We start from the raw sequence: 19743 nt of genomic DNA on the forward strand, positions 1-19743 counted from the left end.
CACCTCCTATACAAGTCCAGCAAAACCTAAAAATGCTATAGACATTAATCCTGCTGTTATCAATGCTATTGGAAAACCCTTTAACGATTCTGGAACATCAGCTAACGCAAGTCTCTCCCTTATACCTGCAAATAGAACTATAGCTAAAGAAAATCCTACAGAAGCACCTATTGCATTAACTATTGTTTCAATCAAAGTATATCCTTCTTGAATATTCAGTATTGCAAGCCCAAGAACTGCACAGTTTGTTGTTATAAGAGGTAAGTATACACCTAATGCCTCATATAAAGCAGGGCTTGATTTCTTTACAAACATCTCAACAAATTGCACTAAAGAAGCAATTACTAATATAAAAGCTATTGTCTGAAGAAATTCTAATCCTAATGTATTTAATATAGCCTTTTGTATTATATAAGTTATAATAGATGCTAATGTCATAACAAATGTAACTGCCATACCCATTCCACTAGCAGTTTCAACTTGTTTTGAAACTCCTAAGAATGGACATATTCCTAAAAATTTTGACAACACAAAGTTATTAACCAATATAGCACTAATTAATATTGTTAATAAACCCATTTATACTCCTCCCCCTTTACGCTTCTCTTTTTTTTCTAAGTTTTGTCCAATTATATAAACCTATCAATAGACCCAACGCAAGGAATGCTCCAGGAGGCAATATCATTATTATAGCTGGTTTAAACGCTTCACCTAATAATTGAAATCCAAATATACTACCTGCACCTAAAAGTTCTCTAATTATACCTAATACAGTAAGAGCTAAAGTAAATCCTAATCCCATTCCTAAGCCATCACCTATTGAAAAAACAGGATTATTCTTTGAAGCAAAAGACTCAGCTCTACCTAATATTACACAGTTAACAACTATCAAAGGTATGAAAAGTCCCAATGAATTATATAACTCAACTGCATAGGCATGCATAAACATTCCAATTAAAGTAACAAATGTTGCTATTATAACTATAAACGCTGGTATACGGATTTTATCTGGTATAACCTTTCTCAACAAAGAAACCACAAAATTTGATCCAATTAACACTGAAGTAGTAGCTAACCCCATTGCCATACCATTAGTAGCTGAAGTAGTAACAGCTAATGTAGGACACATACCAAGTACTTGAACAAATGTTGGGTTCTCATCAATTATCCCATTTTTAAGAGTCTTAAAGAAATTCATTTTTTCACCTCCGCACTTTATCTCTAATTATTTATTTAATCCACTATTAAATAACTCTCTAGCTACATTTACCCCTTTTGTTATTGCATCAGAAGTAACTGTAGCTCCAGTTACAGCCTGAATTTCATTGTCATTTGAAGGAGAAGATTTTACAGATACTATTTCACTATCAGCTTTCTTCCCTTCATATTGTGCTTGAAATTCTGGCGTAATGGCTTTATCTCCAACACCAGGTGTCTCTTTATGATTTATAACCTTGACACCTGTTATTTTACCTTCTAAAGAAATACCAGTCATAATCTCTATATTACCACCATATCCTTCAGTGCCTGTTTCTATTATATATCCTAATACCTCTTCACCATTTAATCCCTTATGTGCTTCAATGACTCCTTCAGAAGCACCATCTAATTCCATAACTTCAAAAGACTCTGCATCAGGAAATAGCTCTTTCTTAGCTGATTCGATTTTTTCTTTATTAGCGCTTTCTACTTTATCTGGGCTAACACCAGTATTAAACAATTCTCTAGCTAAATTTACTCCCTTTGTAACTGCATTTGATGTAATTGTAGCCCCTGTTATGGCTTGAATTTCATTGTCATTAGATGGAGTAGTTTTTACAACTGTTATTTCATTGTCAACTTTTTTCCCACTATATTGACCTTGGAATTCCACACTGGTTGAATTAGCCCCAAGACCTGGTGTCTCTTGATGTCCTACAACCTTTACTGCTTTGATTATACCATCAGAAGAAATTCCAGTTATAACTTCTACATTTCCTCCATATCCTGAAGTGGCAGTTTTAATAGCAAATCCCACTACTTCTCCACCTTTTAATCCTTTATATGCTTCAATTATTTCCTCTGATGTACCGCTTAACTCAACAGCTTCAAAAGACTCTGCATCAGAAAGAACTTCTTTTCTAGCAGCCTCACTTTTTGCTGCCTCAACCTCTAATATTTTTTCAGAGGTTATTCCATTAGAAAGTCCAAGTACAACCGCTGCTACAGCAGTAATTATAAATAATATTAATCCCAATTTAATTATCTCACGCATTTTGCTTCACCTCACCAAATACTTTTGGACTAGTATATTTATCTATAATAGGTGCGGCAACATTCATCAATAATATGGAATATGAAACACCTTCAGGATATCCACCATATAATCTAATTACTGATGTTATAATACCACATCCTATACCAAATATTATTTGTCCTCGTGGTGTAACTGGTGAAGATGCATAATCTGTAGCCATATAAAATGCACCTAACATTAAACCACCGGCAAATAAATGATAGGTCATCATTTCAAATCCTCCACCAAATATAAAGGTCATTATAGCTACTGTAGCTATATAGGTAAAAGGTATTCTCCAAGTAATTATGCCTTTATATAATAAGTAAATTCCTCCAAGTATTAGTAATAGTGCTGAAGTTTCTCCTAGACATCCACCTATATTACCTATTAGTACATTAGTTAAAGACGGTAATGGCTGACTTGCTTCTCCACCCATAATAGCAAGTGGTGTAGCAGTACTTACTGCATCTGCTCCCGGTGTAACCCAACTTGTCATAGCTACTGGCCATGATGCTAACAACATAGCCCTTGCTGCCAATGCAGGATTCATAAAGTTATGTCCCAATCCTCCAAAAGCTTGCTTTACTATCGCTATAGCAAAAACTGATCCTATTACAGGTAACCACCATGGCGCTGAAGCAGGTATATTAAAGGCCAAAAGTAATCCAGTAACCACAGCACTTAAGTCATTTATCGTAACAGGCTTCTTCAACATCTTTTGTATAATTACTTCTGTAATAACTGCAGAAGCTATTGCTAGTACTATTAGTTTAAGCGCATTAAATCTAAAAAAATATAAACTTGCCAAAGTTGCAGGCAATAACGCTATTAAGACATCTCTCATCACCGATGTAATAGTCTCATCAGACCTCAAGTGAGGAGAAGATGATCCAATTAGTATTGTATCCATTTCAAAACCCCCTATCTATTAGCTTTTTCTCCTTTTTGCTATTATTTCTTTCTTTGCTACTCTTATTGATTGAAGTAATGGTCTCTTTGAAGGACAGACAAAAGAACAGGAACCACATTCTATACAATCTAAAGCTCTATATCCTTCTGCTTCTTCAAACATTTTCTTTAAGGACAATTTACTTATATTCAATGGTTGCAAATGCACAGGGCAAATATCTACACATTTACCACATCTTATACAAGGTCCTGGTTCAGGTAACCTAGCATCCTTTTCATTTAACACTAAAATTCCAGATGTTCCCTTTATACATGGTATTTCATCACTAGATTGAGCAAGTCCCATCATAGGTCCACCCATAATTAATTTTCCAGGCTTTTCACTATAGCCTCCACACTGTTCAATTATTTCTCTAAAAGGTGTTCCTATTTTTGTTATTAAATTTTTAGGTTCTTTAATTGCACTACCCGTAATTGTTGTTATTCTTTCAATTAACGGCATACCTGTCTGTATTGCAGTAGCAATAGCAGCTGCAGTACCTACATTGTTTACTACTACGCCTACATCCATAGGTAGACCACCAGAAGGCACCTCTCTTCCAGTAACAGCATTGATTATTCTCTTTTCATCCCCTTGTGGATACTTAGTTTTAAAGGAAACTATTTCAACACTTGAATCATCTTTTGAAGCTTCAACCATTTTCGCAATAGCATCAGGTTTATTATTTTCAATACCTATATAACCCTTATCTACTCCCACAGCTTTCATTATAGCCTTTAAACCATATATTACAAGCTCAGGTTTTTCTAACATAAGTCTATGGTCGGCTGTTAAATATGGTTCACACTCCGCACCATTTAAAACTACAGTATCAATCTTTTTATCTGGCGGTGGAGATAGTTTTACATGGGTAGGAAATCCAGCTCCTCCCATTCCTGTTATACCAGCTTCTTTTATTATTGCTAGTATTTCTTCTTTTGATAAAGAGTTTAAATCTCCTTTAGGCTGAATAGACTCATGAACTTCATTTTGCCCATCAGACTCTATAATAACTGACAACGCTTTTCCAGTGGGTGTAGCAATCTCTGTTATCTTTTTAACTGTACCAGATACACTGGAATGAATTGGTGCTGAAACAAAAGCCTCTGCTTCACCAATTTTTTGTCCAACTTTCACCTTGTCTCCAACTTTAACTATAGGTTGACAAGGAGCTCCTATATGCTGTTGCATAGGAATTTTTACAATTGCAGGATCTTTAGCTTTTTCCACAGAAATATTTTCTGTTTGTTTCTTAAAATGTGGTGGATGAACCCCACCCTTAAATGTGAGATCCTTTAACATTTATTTCACCTCTTATCTATTTATTTTTATTTTGGTTATAATAATATTAGTTAATAAATATACAATGTAAAATACAAGTATTATTTTGTATACAAAATGTTTTATACATTAAAAAATAACAGAGTCTTTTTGTCCTGCTCAAATATACCTATGTTAATAATTTATACATATAAAACCTTTTCATTGTATAATCGTTAAACACTTAGCAGTATTTTAAGCCATCTGTTACTTTTTTTACAATTCATTATAACACTTATATCATTTTTGTACAAGCCTAATGATAATTATTAAATTAACTAATAAAACATCTTAATTAAACTTATTAACTATAGTTATATATTATGAATATCTTTTATATTTTCTTCTATATATGTCTTTATCCATAACAGCACATCTATATTATCTATACTTAATTCTTTTAATGTCTTTTTAATTTCTCTAGTGTCAAATTTAAACTCTCTATTATTACACTGATGTCTATATACTATGTCTACATCTTTATCTTTATTTAATAAAGAAACTAATGTCTTCCCCATATTGCCCAATGGTGCTCTATCTATATGACTATATTTCAAACTAAAGTGCACTTCTGTTCCTTTTCCCAATTCAGAAGATATTTTAAAGTCTCCCTCGCATCTTAGAGCTGCAGCCTTAGTCAAAGATATGCCCATTCCTACCTTTCTAGTTTTTCTGGAAGTCATAAAAGGATCATCTACTCTTTTTAAAAATTCTTCGTCCATTCCCTTGCCATTGTCCTCTATATCTACAGTCAATATATCTTTATCTATATTTTCTAATATATTTATTTTTACTAATGTTGCCCCTGCATCATAGGAGTTTTCTACTAGGTCCAATATATGAAGTGATAATTCTTTCATGCTATTATTCCCCCTGTATCTGTAAGATACGTTAACACTGAATTTATATTTAACTGTTCTATATCTATGAAATTAATAGGCTCATTTATATCTCTTAAATAATGGGCATCAGAGTTTTTTATTATATTGTATTTTGATAAATCTGTATTGAAAATATTATTTTGGTCTTGAAAATATTTTGACAACTCTACTGTATATATATCTAATCCATCAGGTATAAATCCCAAAACAGCAAGCATACCAAATGACTTTCTATCAATATGAGCAGGCACCATTACTCCATTATATTTTTTAACCATATCGTTTATATCATCTAAAGAATATTTGGTACTACTAATCAACAATTTATCTACTTCATTTATTAATTCATCTTCCATGTCCCTTATTTCTTGATTACCAAAAATTAAAGGATTATTCTTTATATCTGGTAATCCATCATAAATTAAATCTTGAAACTTTATCCCATCATTTAAGTCATAAAAATAGCAACATACATGTACTTCTTCTTTAGTAGTCACCTCAATACCTGGAATTACCAATATATCTTTTTCAAGTCCGAGCTTCATTATAGACTCTACATTTAGCATAGAATTATGATCTGTTATAGCTATTATATTTAACCCCTTTATATAACACATGTTTATTATATTATTAGGTGTCATATCAGTATTACCACAAGGTGATAAGCAAGAATGAATATGCATATCATAGCTAAATTTCATTTCTATAATCCCATTTCTTTTAGTTTGCAAGCCAATTCATAGGCACTTAAATCTGATTTTAATAATGGAATACCTTCTTCATTCGATTTATTTATTGTGTCTTCATCTATTTCTACCCCTTCAGCTATCAAAACAGCAGAAATATCTACCAATGTGGCTACTGCCATTACATTTATATGCGTTTGAATTGTTATCCATATATTACTACTTCCTGCTTTAGCCATCACTAAACTTAACAAATCCCCTATATAGACTCCTTCTACATTTTTATCTATACCAGCGTCACCCGCCACAACTTTCAATCCTAATTCTTTAACTATATCTCTTATAAGCATTTCAACCCCCCTCATTATCGTTATTATTATCATTCATAAACATGCAATCATATATATTGGCATAACCTCTAACTATATCTTCTGCTAATGCCCTACAACTAGGAGCACCACATGAGCCACAATCAAGACCAGGCAATATATCTAAAATATACTTAAGCTTTTCTATCTTCTTTACTGCTGTTTCAAAATCGTCATCTAACTGCATTATTTCTTTAGGCTTTAATTCATTTGTCCAGCATACAGCTTTAGTTTTATATAGATCCATTGCATAACTATCTTTTACCTTAGATTTATATTCTTCATTATTTGAAATTTTTCTGATTCTACTACTAGCTATAAAAGGATTTTCAACATTCAATGGTCCTCCTACACATCCTCCTATGCATGCATATCCTTCAAAAAAATCTATGTTATTGAGTTTTCCTAACTCTATTTCTTCTAAAACATCTATTACATTATCTATGCCATCTGCCGAAATATAATTTTTAATGCCTATAGCCTTACTTTGACCTCCAACCGAAGACCATCCTATGCCAAGATGAGAGCCTTTATTAAACTTGTCATAATCAGTTATATGCTTAGTATTACTCACTATATCACCATAAATCTTCTTTATAGATATTGCCCCAGTTAGTTCAGATTTTTCTATTCCTATAGGCTGTTTAATACTGGTTACTTTAGCAGGACAAGGTGTCAAATAAAATACTCCTATATTATCTTCCTTTATATTATTTTTTTTCATTATCTCTCTTTTCGCCAGCCTTGCAGCAATCTCCATTGGCGATTCTATATTTACTATATTTTTTAATAATGTAGGAAATCTTACTTGAATAATCCTTAGTATAGCAGGACACATTGAAGATATAATGGGTTTAGGAATTTTTTCTTTTTCAATAATATTCCTTAATATGATACTAGAAATATCTGCAGCAATTCCCTCATCATAGACATAATCAAAACCCATATTTTTTATACCTTGATATACTTTATTCATATCTATATTATCAGTAAATTGCCCATACATTGTAGTAGATAATATTGCTATATTCATTTCAAAATCTTGAAGCCTTGATAAATCATCTGTTATTGCATTTTGAGCATGGTATGGACAAACTATAATACACTCTCCACAATCTATACATCTTTCTTTAATTATTATTGCCCTTTTATCTCTCACTCTGATAGCCTCCATAGGGCATTTCCTCATACAATGAGTACACCCTTTACATTTTTCCTCTTCCAAAACAACAGAGTGGAAATATTTATTCATATCTATCACCGCCATTTATTATATACTATTTAATTAGTATTCTAATATATACTTCCGTTCCTTGTCCCTCTTTCGATTTTATATCAAATATATCAGCACATCTCTTAATATTTGGTAACCCCATACCTGCACCAAATCCCAATTCTCGCACTTCATTAGGTGCTGTAGAATATCCTTCTTCCATAGCTAAATCTATATCTGGTATTCCAGGACCAATGTCCTTAGATAAAATTTCTATCTCTTTTGGAGAAATTATAACTGATATATTGCCACCATTTGAATGTATTACAAGATTCATTTCTGCTTCATATGTGGCTATAGATACCCTCCTTGTCACATCTGCATTTATACCTAATTGTTTCAATATTTTTTTCACATTACTAGAAGCTTCTCCAGCCTGTGTGAAATCATTACGAACAATCTTGTATTCAAGCTTAATAGAATTATTTTCTACTCTCATCTAAGACTTTGCTCCTCCCTGACTCTACACCTGTCAATCCTTTTTCATATAATTTCCCCGATGCAGTATAAAGTATATAATCTGTTTTCATTATAGTAAAATTATTCCTTTTTCCTAGTTCCAATACTTGTTTGTTAGGTGTTTTTCCCCTTACAAAAACTATTGCAAATAAATCTATCATCTCTGCCGTTCTTATAACCTGCGGATTTGTCAGTCCAGTTAAAAGTATTGTGGGGCCGTCTACAAAAGCCAATACATCGCTCATGAGATCAGAGCCAAAGGCCTTTGTTACTTCTCTGTCTAGAAACTCTTCGCCAGTTAAGACTTCAGCATTTAATATTTCCTTTATTTCTCTTAATTTCATGCTTTTAACACACCCCTATCTAATCAACCTTTATAATATTTATATAATTGTAGAACACCCTATAGTACTCACTAATTATGTCCTCTTCAGCATTATCTATCATAGACTGTCTTTTTTGTAAAAATTTATTGAGACTTTTTCTATCTTCATCATCATTTTTGTAATTATTTAATTGCTCTAATATTTTCTTATTGTTATTATCTATAGTAACTTTTAAGGATTTGATTTGTGAATCTTTTAACTGTTCTGACAACAGAGCCGTTTCTTCCTCATAACTATTTTTTATTGTATTTATTATATTGGCTAGACCTTCTTTTCTTACTGATTTGATTTCAACCCTTTTCTCATTAATAAAACTATCTTTTAATATACCTTTAACATATACATTATATCTTTCAGCTTCTTCACGATCTAAAAAAGTCCCAGCAAAAACTTTATAATCATTATCAACTTCTAAAATAAACCCAGGTATTTGCTTTGAATTCATTTCTTTTACAAGTAACTTACCGTTTTCAATATCATCAAAACTCCCTGTTTGTATGCTATATAAAACCAAATCTTTAAATTCATATACTTCTTTATCATTATCTTTTGATTTGCTTTCATCTTTAACTTCACTAATTTCTGTCTTTTCATCAACTTCTTTATCTATATTGGGTAATAATACATGTTTTACTAGACCAAAAGCTATCATGACAGATACTAAAGGAGCTATTATAAAAAAAAGTAGAAAGTTTACTAGCTTGTCCCTTCTACTATACCTTTTTCTATTTTTTCTGCTTAACCTCATAATCTACCTCCAAACAACTTTAATTGTTTTAAATAAATTCACAAATGTTTATATATATTTATCTAAATTCAAACTCAATTGAATAGGTTCATCAAAATATACTATATTAGATAATGTAACTCCTAAAAGTCTTACCTTTTTATCTATATTAAACCTATTGTCTAATATATAATGGGCAGTTCTATTTATTGTATTAAAATCATCAGTAGAGTAGTCTAATGTTATACTTCTGGTTTCCACAGTAAAATCTTCATATTTTATTTTTAACGTCACAGTTTTTATTCTATATCTCTTTCTTAAAATTCTAGTCACTACATCTTTTACATATCTATCTACTCTTTCATGAAGTATCTTTATATCATTTGTATCTTCTAAAAATGTATTTTCTTCACCTATAGACTGTGCTCCTTCTGGATTCTCCACAGGCCTATTATCTATGCCATTTGCAAAATCAATTAATTCTTCTCCTCTTTTGCCAAATAAATTCACCAAAGTTTTTTTGTCATATTTCTGGATGTCTTCAATTCTATATATACCTAATCTCTTTAACTTTTTTTCCGTCTTAGGACCTACCCCCCATAATTTTCTTATAGATAGTGGCTTTAATATATCTATAGCTTCATTTTTTTGTATTATGGTTAACCCATCTGGTTTTTTCATGTCTGAAGCCAGTTTGGCTAAAAATTTATTATAGGATATGCCAACAGAAGCTGTAAGATATAACTTGTTATTTATATCTTCCTTTATTTTTTTCGCTATTTCCAAAGGATTTTTACCTGACACATCTAAAAAGGCCTCATCTAAAGATATAGGTTCAATCTTATTGCTATAATTATAAAATATATCATGTAACTTTTGTGAAACTTTTTTATATTTATTTTTATTTACAGGTACAAATACTGCCTTAGGACATAAAGCCTTAGCTTTTTTTGATGGCATAGCAGAACGAATTCCGAACTTTCTAGCCTCATAAGATGCCGCACACACCACTCCTCTAGAGTATGGATTGCCCCCTACTATAACTGGCTTATTTTTTAGATTAGGCCTATCTCTCTGTTCTATGGATGCATAAAAGGCATCCATATCAACATGCAGTATCCATCTATTATCCATATTAACACTTCCATTATATATATTATAACATTTTATCAATACTATGACTAATAATTATATCAATTAACTTAATTAACATTGTTTATTGCATTATAACTTATATTAATATATATATTATATCTTTTTTATTTTATTAAAAAAGTTTCATTTTAAAATAGTCACAAATAAAAAGACTGGACAAAATGATCCAGTCTTTTTATTTACTCCGTATTCATTTTTACTGATTCATAATGTTTTCGCCTGAAATTCGTCCAAATACTACAATATCTAGCAAGGCATTTCCACCTAAACGATTAGTTCCATGGATCCCTCCTGTTATCTCACCAGCTGCATAAAATCCTGGGATTATTTCATCATTAGCATCTAGCACTTGGGTTTTCTCATTGATTTTTACTCCTCCCATAGTATGATGCACTGCAGGGTATCTCAATGTAGCATAAAAAGGTGCCTTTTCAACTTTATTTTTCCATAATTTACGTCCAAATTCATCCTTTTGTTCATCTACAGACTTATTAAATTTATCTACAGTATCTTTTAATACATTTGACTCTATATTTATTTTTTGTGCTAAATCTTCTATAGTATCAGCTTTTACAATAATACCTTCTTCTATTAGTTCTTCAATATTTTGTCCTGTCTCATTATTAGGACCTGTAATAACTTGAGAGTCATTAATCATATAATATTGACCATCAGTCTGAGCTAAGATTGCTTCGCATAATTTATCTCTACGATTATCTTCATTTATAAAACGTTTTCCTTCTTTGTTGACAAAAATCGAATTTTCTACATTAATGGTAGGTCCTACCAACTCAATCGCCATAGGTAGTAATTGAATATGTTCCATACCTACTAATTGAGCGCCTACATCTTCAGCCATTACAATTCCATCTCCAGTAGCCCCAGGATGATTAGTTGTTGGTTTATCTGCCGTTAAACTTGGTACATATTTAGTTCTCATTTCTACATTGGCAGCAAAACCTCCTGATGCCAGTATAACACCCTTTTCTCCCATAATTTCCATAGGTGTTTTATCTAATACATTTTCAGCTTTTACACCTATTACTCTTCCTGATTCATCTTTTATTATCTCTTTAGCCTTAACATTAGTTATAATCTCAACACCATATTCTTTTGCTGCTTTCTCTAAAGTTTCTATGTATCCTGTACCAGCAGGCTTTACAGCTTGATGAGTCCTTGGCCATAAAGAACCTACAACAGATCCTATTTCGTTTCTAAATTCCATACCATAGGATTCCAACCAATGCTTACCATCTAGTCCATTCTCAACCATTATTTTAACTAATTTAGAATCTCCAGCCTTGTCTCCACCTTCATATGTTTGCTTAAAATGTTTATCAATAGAGTCTTCAATTCCTTGCTCTTTTTGTCTTTCAGGATCAGCTGAGTTATAAGCACCACCTGATCTAATAGTATTGCCTCCAAGCATAGGCATTTTTTCAATCAAAATTACCTTACCACCATTTTCTCCTGCAGCAACAGCAGCTGAAAGTCCAGCACCGCCTCCACCTATTACTACTACATCAGCGGACTTAGAAATCATTTCTTTAGGCTCAGTTGATTCATTGGACACTGTCTGAGATAAAGCACTAATCTCTACTCCTGCACCTTCCAATGCTTTAGTTACTGCTGTCAATACAGCATCACTAGTAACTGTTGCACCAGAGATAGTATCAACTGCCAAACTTTGATTTTTCACTATAGTTTCAGGTATCTGATTTAAGGGAACATCGCTAATTTGAGGAGTTTCACTATGTTCAACAACATTCACTTCTTCTATCTTATCTTCGCTAAGTACCACTTCTACCTTAAGAGTACCATTGTGACCTTGGGCTTCACCCATATATGTACCTGCATTAAATGTGGTACTGGACTCTTCACCTTCATCAGATGATGTAGGTTCATTGCTTTGACATCCAAATGCAGTCAATAACATGGCAATAGAAAGTACTAAAACTAATAAAGTTCTAAATTTCTTCATTTAAATTCCTCCTTTTACATTTAGTTTTTTATATTTAAGTAGATTGTATGTTAATTTTAAAACAAAGTCAAGATATTTTAATATTCATTCTTATTATTGAAAAAATCTAATTAAAATAAAAAGACTACCCAATTTGGGTAGTCTTTTTGGTGCGGGTGATGGGATTTGAACCCATACGCCATACGACACACGGCCCTCAACCGTGCCTGTCTGCCTATTCCAGCACACCCGCGTATATTTTTAAAGTCACTGATATAGTATAACCCTAAAAACATACTGTGTCAAGTCAATTTATTCTATATCCTTAGATTGATTTTCTTCAGGTATATACCATTTATTGATATTGTTATAAATATTAAATGGTAATGGTTCAATTTCTCCTTTTACCTTATTATTAATCAACAATGCATTATTCTTGAAAAACAAACTCATATATGGTAAATCTTCTATAATATTTTGCTGTAACAATTTATATTTCTGCTTTTTTTCCTCTCTATTTTTAGCATTAAATGCCGCTATGAGAGACTGATCCATCTTACTATCTTTGTATCCTATAAAATTACTTCCACTTCTTATCTGTGATGAATGAAATGCAAAAGATATATCTGGTATAGGAGACATTTCCCAACCTAATAATGCCATGTCATAATCTCCTTTATATAACATATCTTTAGTACTTTCCCAATCTAAAGCCAAATCTTCCTCTGTTATTGCACCTTCTTTAGAATTATATTTAAGTTTTATATCTATACCTATTTCTTTTAAATTCTCTTTTATTATATCAGCACTTTCTCTTCTTAATGTGTTGTAACCATTGGTCAATAGAGAAATACTTAATTTATTACCCTTATCATCTTCTAATATTCCATCTTTGTCATCATCTTTCCAACCCGCTTCTTTCAATATGTTTTTAGCCTTTGTTAGATTATATCCATAAGTATTTCCTTCTTCAGATATCAACCAAGAATTGGGCCATATAGGTACATCTATCGTGGTAGCATGACCTAAATATACATTCTGTATTATAGCATTTCTGTCTATAGCATAAGCAATAGCTTTTCTAATAGCTTTTCCACCTTCATCCTTAAATATATTTCTATTAAAATTAAATCCTATAAACTCATAATTGGAACTTATATACTCATATATATCTATGTTTTTATTTTCATTATATTTTTCCCAATCAATATCTAATATTGTAGTGACATCTATAATTCCAGATTCAAAAGAGGTAATTGTAGCTTCCTTATCTGGTATTATCTGTCCAATTATTTTACTAATATAAGGTTTATCTCCCCACCAAGTTTCATTAGCAACCAGTTCAATGCGTTTTAATTTTTCATAATTCTCAACCTTATAAGGTCCTGTTCCTATAGGTTTAAAATCATAGTCTTTATTAGATGCTGCTTTATATGCATTCCTATCACTCAATCCTTCAAAACCATGTCTAGGTATTATTGGAAATATTAAGCTTTCCAAGGCATTACTATATGACTTATCAAATTCTATCGATATGCTCTTTTCTCCATTTGTTCTAGTACTTATAATATGAGACAAATCACCGAGTCTAGAAGGTCTATATACATCGGATAATATTTCTCCATATAATGCATTTACAGCTCCATATCTTAAAGTATCTATAGTAAATTTCACATCTGAAGATGTTAAAGCTTTTCCATCATGCCATTGCACATCATTTTTTAAAACTATTTGTATGGTTCTACCATCCTCAGATAAAGTATAAGTATCTACCAGCACATTTTTTATATCTCCATTCTTATCTAATGCAAAAAGTCCTTCATATATCAAGTTGTTAAAGTAATACAACTGTTTATCCCTTGTCAATAAAGGGTTTAATGTATCTACATGCGTTATAGGTAATACCAATTCTCCTCCATAAGTAGGTTCATATTCTACTACATCCGTTTCAGTTTCATTACTACTATCATTATCTATAATATTCTCATTATTACATCCTATTAAAATCATGAATGCTATCAGTATTATAATCCCTAAAGAACTTCTACCAAATCTCAAATTTATTCCTCCTAAGTTGTATTAAATCATCTTTTTTAATTTAGGGTTTTCAATAATGCCTGGTACCCTTCCTCGTTTTGCTATAGGTTCGCCCTCTACTTCTTTTATATCCATAGTCATATCTATACCTGGTGCTCCCGAGATATAGCTGCCAACACCAAATGCATCTGCTCCTGCCTCTGACAATTGACTTATTTTCTCAGGTTTTAGTCCCCCTGATACAAATATTTTAACCCATGGATATCCAGCTAAATCTAGTCTAGCCCTGAGCTCTTTTACTAATTCTACAGTAACTCCTCCCCTTTCACTAGGTGTATCCAATCTAATCCCATATAAATTCTTACCTAGCTCTTTAGCTAGCCTCAAGGATTCTTCAATTTCATCTTTAAATGTATCTACAAGAACTATACGCTTATGTTCTGGAGGCATTATCTCATCATAAGCTTTAGCAACCTCTAAAGTATCTCCTGCTAATAAAAATGATGCATGAGGTAATGTACCCGATGGCTCTTCATCAATTAATTTTGCAGTCAATATATTGCTTACTGCACTTGCTCCACCTATTCTTGCTGCTCTCTCCATTACAGGTGCTACAGCTGGATGTAAATGTCTAGTACCAAAACAAACAAAATTTTTATCTCCACATGCTTCTTTAATTTCTTTAGATGCTGTAGCCCATCCACTAGGACTAGCAAGGCAACCTAATATCACTGATTCATATATGCCAAATTCTTTATAAGGACCCTTTATTCTTACCAAAGTATCTTTAGGTCCAAATTCTTCTCCTTCTTCTAATGCCCACATCTCAATATTTTTATCTTTTAAAATGTTTTTTACTTCTTCAATACCTACAAAAATACCCTTTTTCCTTGCAAATATTTCCGCTGTAACAATTTTTTCAGAAATTCCCATATAATCTAAAATATCCTGTGTTCTAAGAAAATATATATCTGTTGTCAATCCATTGAGTATATCCTCATGAGTAGCTGAATACAACAGCCTATTCTCAGAGTCTATTTCACATTTTTCTACATCTTTTAAGTTTCTTATATCTTTCATCATTTTCATCCTTTCAATGTTAGTAATTAATAAAAGTATTTGTATATTCCAATAGTTTATGACATTCTACTCTATTATAACAAATTTTTTATGCAAAATTTATATTATCTATAAAAAATTTTATATAATTTATATGTTTTAAGTACCTTTTCTATATAATCTTCTGTTTCTTTAAAAGGAATTTTATTTAATTCCTTTCCATCATTACTATACTTTTCGTTTTTTAACCACTTAGATACATTACCGCTTCCACCGTTATAAGCAGCAAGTACTAATCTCAATTCATCGTCAAACTGATTGTTTAAATTATTTATATACCAACATCCAATCATAATATTAGTCTCAGGATTGTATAATTTTTCTTCATTAAAATTCTCTAATTTTAAATTTTCAGCAGCCCACTTCCCTGTACTTGGTAGAATCTGCATAAGACCCATAGCCCCCTTTGATGATAGTGCGTCTTTATCATATCCACTTTCAGTTTTTATTATGGAAGCTACAAGCAATGGATCTATACTGTATTTATACGCATATTCATCAATATAACCTCTATATTTTATTGGAAACAATATCCTACCTATATCTTTATAAAATAATATTAACAAAAAAAACAATATTATGATCAATAAAATAGTTATTAGTCTTTTAACCCTAAATACATAGATTCCCAAATAAACACCCCTCCGCCTTTATACTAATTTAAATTCTACTTCATCTATTATTTTTGAAATTTTAATCTTTAGTTCTTCTATTGTTCCATCGTTGTATATAATTCTATCTGCATATTGTTTCTTTTCTTCCAAAGACATTTGGGCATTTATTTTCATTAGTGCTTCATCTTTGCTTATTTTGTCTCTATTCATAAGTCTATCTATTTGGGTATCTAACTCCACATATATAAGCCATATTTCATCAGCATATATATCATTTTGTCCCATTTCTTTAATAGATTCAATTAAAAGAGGTATATCTAAAAATATTATTTTGTTTTTTAACTCATTAAGATTTATATGTTTTTTTATCTCGTCAAATACTTTTGGATGTACTATCCTATTTAACTTCTTTCTAGCTTCTTCATCTTTAAATATAATATCCCCTAACTTCTTTCTATCTATCTCCAAATATTCATTTAATATTTTTTTGCCAAAAACATCTACTATATCAACATAACATGGTTCACCAATCTCCACAACTTTTTTAGCAATTTTATCAGCATCTATCACAGTAAAACCTTTATCCAAAAGAATCTTTGTCACAGTACTTTTACCTGTAGCAATTCCTCCTGTGATGCCTATAATAGCATTACTTTGTTTCATACCAACTATCACCTGTCTTCATATCCACTTTTAATGGTACTTCCAACTCAACTGCATTTTCCATCAAATTTTTTAAAAGATTCTTTACTTCTTCTACTTCACCTTTACTAGCCTCTATGATTAATTCATCATGGACTTGAAGAATTAATTTTGATTTCATATTTTTACACTTAAGTTGTTTATAAACATTTACCATGGCTATTTTTATTATGTCTGCTGCACTTCCTTGAATAGGTGTGTTCATAGCCATTCGCTCACCAAAAGATCTTACATTAAAATTTTTAGACTTAATCTCTGGTAAAAATCTTCTTCTATTTAATATAGTTTTAACAAACCCTTTTTCTCTTCCTTCTTTAACTATATCTTCCATGTATTCCTTAACTTTTTTGTAGTTCTTAAGGTAATTATCTATATAAAGTTTTGACTCTTTTCTAGGTATTTTCAAGTCCCTAGATAATCCAAAATCACTTATCCCATATATTATTCCAAAATTAACTGCTTTAGCTCTACTTCTCATTAGAGATGTAACCTCATCTTTAGAAACACCAAAAACTTCTGAAGCAGTTTTCGTATGTATATCTTCACTCTTAAAAAAGGCTTCCATCAATTTACTATCTTTAGATATATGACCTAAAACCCTTAATTCTATCTGAGAATAATCAGCATCAACAAGGACAAAGTCATCATCTTCTGCTATAAAAACTTTCCTAATTTTTCGTCCTTCCTCTGTCTTTATAGGTATATTCTGTAAATTAGGTTCGGTACTGCTTATTCTACCTGTGGTAGTTATAGTTTGGTTAAAACTTGAGTGTACTCTATTATCACTATTATTAATTAAAGACAGTAATCCATCCACATACGTAGTTTTTAATTTAACTATTTGTCTATATTCTAATATTTTTTCTATTATTGGGTGTTTGTCTTTTAATTTATCTAAAACTTCAGCACTTGTAGAATATCCTGTCTTAGTTTTCTTAATTATAGGAAGCTCCAATTTTTCAAATAGTATAACCCCTAATTGTTTTGGTGAATTAATATTAAACTCTTCACCAGATAATTCGTATATATTTTTCTTCAAGCCATCTATTTTTTCATCAAATTCTTTCCCTAATTCTTTAAGTTTATTACTATCTACCTTGAAGCCAGTATATTCCATATTAGCTAATACTTCAATTAATGGTATTTCCACGTCAAAAAATAACTCTGTCATTTCATAATCACTTATTTTTTTCAACATCTCTGTTTCTACTCTGTATACAGTATCAACTATATTGCAAAAAAATTCACCTCTTTTATCAATGTCTAAATCAGACCATGTTTTACTTTTCTTACCTTTACCCAATATATCTTCTTTGCTCTTTAATTCTAGATTTAAATATTCTGTACAAATATGTTTTATATCATAATTGTTTTGAGAAGGATTTATTAAATATTGCCCTACTACTGTATCAAAGTATATACCATTAATCTCTATATCATTTTTAAATAATACTATTATATCTTCTTTAAGATTATGTCCTTCTTTTTTTATTCTTTCATCTTGAAAAATATCTATAACTCTTTTATCTTTGAAAAATAAATCTCTATTATCCTTAAACTCCATATAATACGATACGCTTTCATTACACTTAATAGCTACTCCTAATATGGGATCATTCAAGTAGTCATTTCCATCTACTACAAATTTAAAAATAAATTTTCCATTATCTATAACTTGGTCTAATACATCGTATAGTTCTTCTTTGTCATATATTATATTAAAATCTGTCTTTAATATGAATCTGTCTTTTTCTTTTTCATTTATATCTATCTTATCTAAAAGACTATTAAACTCTAACCTTCTATATATTTCATATAACCCCAATGAATCAGGATCTTCTTTTTTTAGGCTATCAATACTAATATCTATTGGAATATTAGTTATAATAGTCACTAACCTTTTACTCATTATAGCTTGCTGTCTATTTTCTATAAGTCTTTCTTTCATCTTTCCAGATATATTATCAATATTTTGATATATACCATCAATAGATTTATATTGTTTTAAAAGCTTTATTCCAGTTTTTTCTCCTATTCCAGGGATACCAGGTATATTATCGGACTTATCTCCCATAAGTCCCTTTAAGTCTATAAATTGCTTTGAATCCAAACCATACCTCTCTATCATCTTCTTATTGTCATATATCTCTATATTTGAAATTCCTTTTTTTGTTATAGCAACTTTTGTACTATCACTAATTAACTGTAGATAATCTTTGTCTCCAGTAAAAGCTATTACATTAAAATCCTTTTTTTCTCCGAACTTAGCCAATGTACCTACAATATCATCTGCCTCATATCCATCGATTTCTATTCTACATATATTCATCTTGTCTAATATTTCTTTTAATATCGGGAATTGACTTTTTAATTGGTTTGGAGTTTCTTTTCTGCCTGCTTTATAGTTATCATACTCTTTATGCCTAAAAGTAGGGGATTTTTTATCAAATGCCACCGCAATATAATCTGGTTCATGTTCCTCTAAAATTTTATATAGCATTGTTAAAAATCCATATACACCATTGGTATACACTCCATCATTAGTTTTTAAAGGAGGTAATGCATGAAATGCTCTATGTAATAAACTATTTCCATCTATCAATAATAACTTTTCTTTATCCAAGATACCAGCTCCTTTTAATTTCCTTATACATAATACTTATCTTAAGTATTACCTTCCTATTTAGTATATATTAAAAGGATTTATCAGTAAACATATAAATATAAATAAGAAAAAGCGACAAATAGTCGCTTTTAGATTAAAAATACATTTGTTGTTGGAAAAAATACAAGATAACTATCTTTACCACAAACTATCTAAATTATTTC

Annotated in this window: 19 protein-coding genes and 1 tRNA gene; all 20 read right to left on the reverse strand. The window is 30.9% G+C overall.

Annotation, left to right across the window (positions count from 1 at the left end; translation table 11 throughout):
• Positions 1-6: 6 nt before the first annotated feature.
• Positions 7-579 (reverse strand): electron transport complex subunit RsxA, encoded by a 573-nt coding sequence (gene rsxA / locus Q326_RS0101420; protein WP_026893758.1) that lies wholly within the window; start codon positions 577-579, stop codon positions 7-9.
• Positions 580-595: 16 nt separating this feature from the next.
• Entirely contained in the window at positions 596-1198 is a 603-nt protein-coding gene (gene rsxE / locus Q326_RS0101425; protein WP_026893759.1) for an electron transport complex subunit RsxE, read from the reverse strand.
• A gap of 27 nt (positions 1199-1225) precedes the next feature.
• Positions 1226-2254, reverse strand: a complete 1029-nt coding sequence (locus Q326_RS18115; RefSeq protein ID WP_084489491.1) for an RnfABCDGE type electron transport complex subunit G — start codon at positions 2252-2254, stop codon at positions 1226-1228.
• Positions 2247-3188 (reverse strand): RnfABCDGE type electron transport complex subunit D, encoded by a 942-nt coding sequence (locus Q326_RS0101435; protein ID WP_026893760.1) that lies wholly within the window; start codon positions 3186-3188, stop codon positions 2247-2249. Before Q326_RS0101435 ends, Q326_RS18115 begins: the two co-directional genes overlap by 8 nt.
• An 18-nt stretch (positions 3189-3206) precedes the next feature.
• The gene (rsxC, locus tag Q326_RS0101440) at positions 3207-4529 is read right to left on the reverse strand and encodes an electron transport complex subunit RsxC (protein WP_026893761.1); all 1323 of its coding nucleotides are present in this window, start codon (positions 4527-4529) and stop codon (positions 3207-3209) included.
• A gap of 332 nt (positions 4530-4861) precedes the next feature.
• Complete coding sequence (locus Q326_RS0101445) at positions 4862-5407, reverse strand: ATP-binding protein (protein WP_026893762.1); 546 nt, start codon at positions 5405-5407, stop codon at positions 4862-4864.
• The gene (locus Q326_RS0101450; protein WP_026893763.1) at positions 5404-6129 is read right to left on the reverse strand and encodes a PHP domain-containing protein; all 726 of its coding nucleotides are present in this window, start codon (positions 6127-6129) and stop codon (positions 5404-5406) included. Before Q326_RS0101450 ends, Q326_RS0101445 begins: the two co-directional genes overlap by 4 nt.
• 2 nt (positions 6130-6131) lie before the next feature.
• Entirely contained in the window at positions 6132-6464 is a 333-nt protein-coding gene (locus tag Q326_RS0101455) for a DRTGG domain-containing protein (RefSeq protein WP_026893764.1), read from the reverse strand.
• Between the two features lies 1 nt (position 6465).
• The gene (locus Q326_RS0101460; protein ID WP_347876184.1) at positions 6466-7749 is read right to left on the reverse strand and encodes a [Fe-Fe] hydrogenase large subunit C-terminal domain-containing protein; all 1284 of its coding nucleotides are present in this window, start codon (positions 7747-7749) and stop codon (positions 6466-6468) included.
• A gap of 10 nt (positions 7750-7759) precedes the next feature.
• The gene (locus Q326_RS0101465) at positions 7760-8194 is read right to left on the reverse strand and encodes an ATP-binding protein (RefSeq protein ID WP_026893766.1); all 435 of its coding nucleotides are present in this window, start codon (positions 8192-8194) and stop codon (positions 7760-7762) included.
• Positions 8178-8558, reverse strand: a complete 381-nt coding sequence (locus Q326_RS0101470; RefSeq protein WP_026893767.1) for a DRTGG domain-containing protein — start codon at positions 8556-8558, stop codon at positions 8178-8180. Before Q326_RS0101470 ends, Q326_RS0101465 begins: the two co-directional genes overlap by 17 nt.
• A 19-nt stretch (positions 8559-8577) precedes the next feature.
• A complete protein-coding gene (locus tag Q326_RS0101475; protein ID WP_026893768.1) occupies positions 8578-9348 on the reverse strand; it encodes an SPOR domain-containing protein in 771 nt (256 codons plus the stop codon).
• A gap of 48 nt (positions 9349-9396) precedes the next feature.
• The gene (gene dinB, locus Q326_RS0101480) at positions 9397-10461 is read right to left on the reverse strand and encodes a DNA polymerase IV (protein ID WP_026893769.1); all 1065 of its coding nucleotides are present in this window, start codon (positions 10459-10461) and stop codon (positions 9397-9399) included.
• 217 nt (positions 10462-10678) lie between these two features.
• A complete protein-coding gene (locus Q326_RS0101485) occupies positions 10679-12463 on the reverse strand; it encodes a flavocytochrome c (protein WP_026893770.1) in 1785 nt (594 codons plus the stop codon).
• A gap of 147 nt (positions 12464-12610) precedes the next feature.
• Positions 12611-12695: transfer RNA gene (locus Q326_RS0101490), tRNA-Leu, on the reverse strand.
• 59 nt (positions 12696-12754) lie between these two features.
• Positions 12755-14500: a peptide ABC transporter substrate-binding protein gene (locus tag Q326_RS0101495; protein ID WP_026893771.1), complete on the reverse strand. Its 1746-nt coding sequence runs from the start codon at positions 14498-14500 to the stop codon at positions 12755-12757.
• Positions 14501-14521: 21 nt separating this feature from the next.
• Positions 14522-15559 carry a nicotinate phosphoribosyltransferase gene (locus Q326_RS0101500; protein ID WP_026893772.1) on the reverse strand — a complete coding sequence of 346 codons (1038 nt, stop codon included), beginning with the start codon at positions 15557-15559 and terminating at the stop codon, positions 14522-14524.
• 104 nt (positions 15560-15663) lie between these two features.
• Positions 15664-16230: a lytic transglycosylase domain-containing protein gene (locus Q326_RS0101505; RefSeq protein ID WP_245592043.1), complete on the reverse strand. Its 567-nt coding sequence runs from the start codon at positions 16228-16230 to the stop codon at positions 15664-15666.
• An 18-nt stretch (positions 16231-16248) separates the two neighbouring features.
• Complete coding sequence (gene coaE / locus Q326_RS0101510; RefSeq protein WP_026893774.1) at positions 16249-16875, reverse strand: dephospho-CoA kinase; 627 nt, start codon at positions 16873-16875, stop codon at positions 16249-16251.
• A complete protein-coding gene (polA, locus tag Q326_RS0101515) occupies positions 16862-19537 on the reverse strand; it encodes a DNA polymerase I (RefSeq protein ID WP_026893775.1) in 2676 nt (891 codons plus the stop codon). The genes coaE and polA overlap by 14 nt, the downstream gene beginning before the upstream one ends.
• Positions 19538-19743: the final 206 nt, after the last annotated feature.

This window comes from Clostridiisalibacter paucivorans DSM 22131, from assembly GCF_000620125.1.
Lineage (GTDB): Bacteria > Bacillota > Clostridia > Tissierellales > Clostridiisalibacteraceae > Clostridiisalibacter > Clostridiisalibacter paucivorans.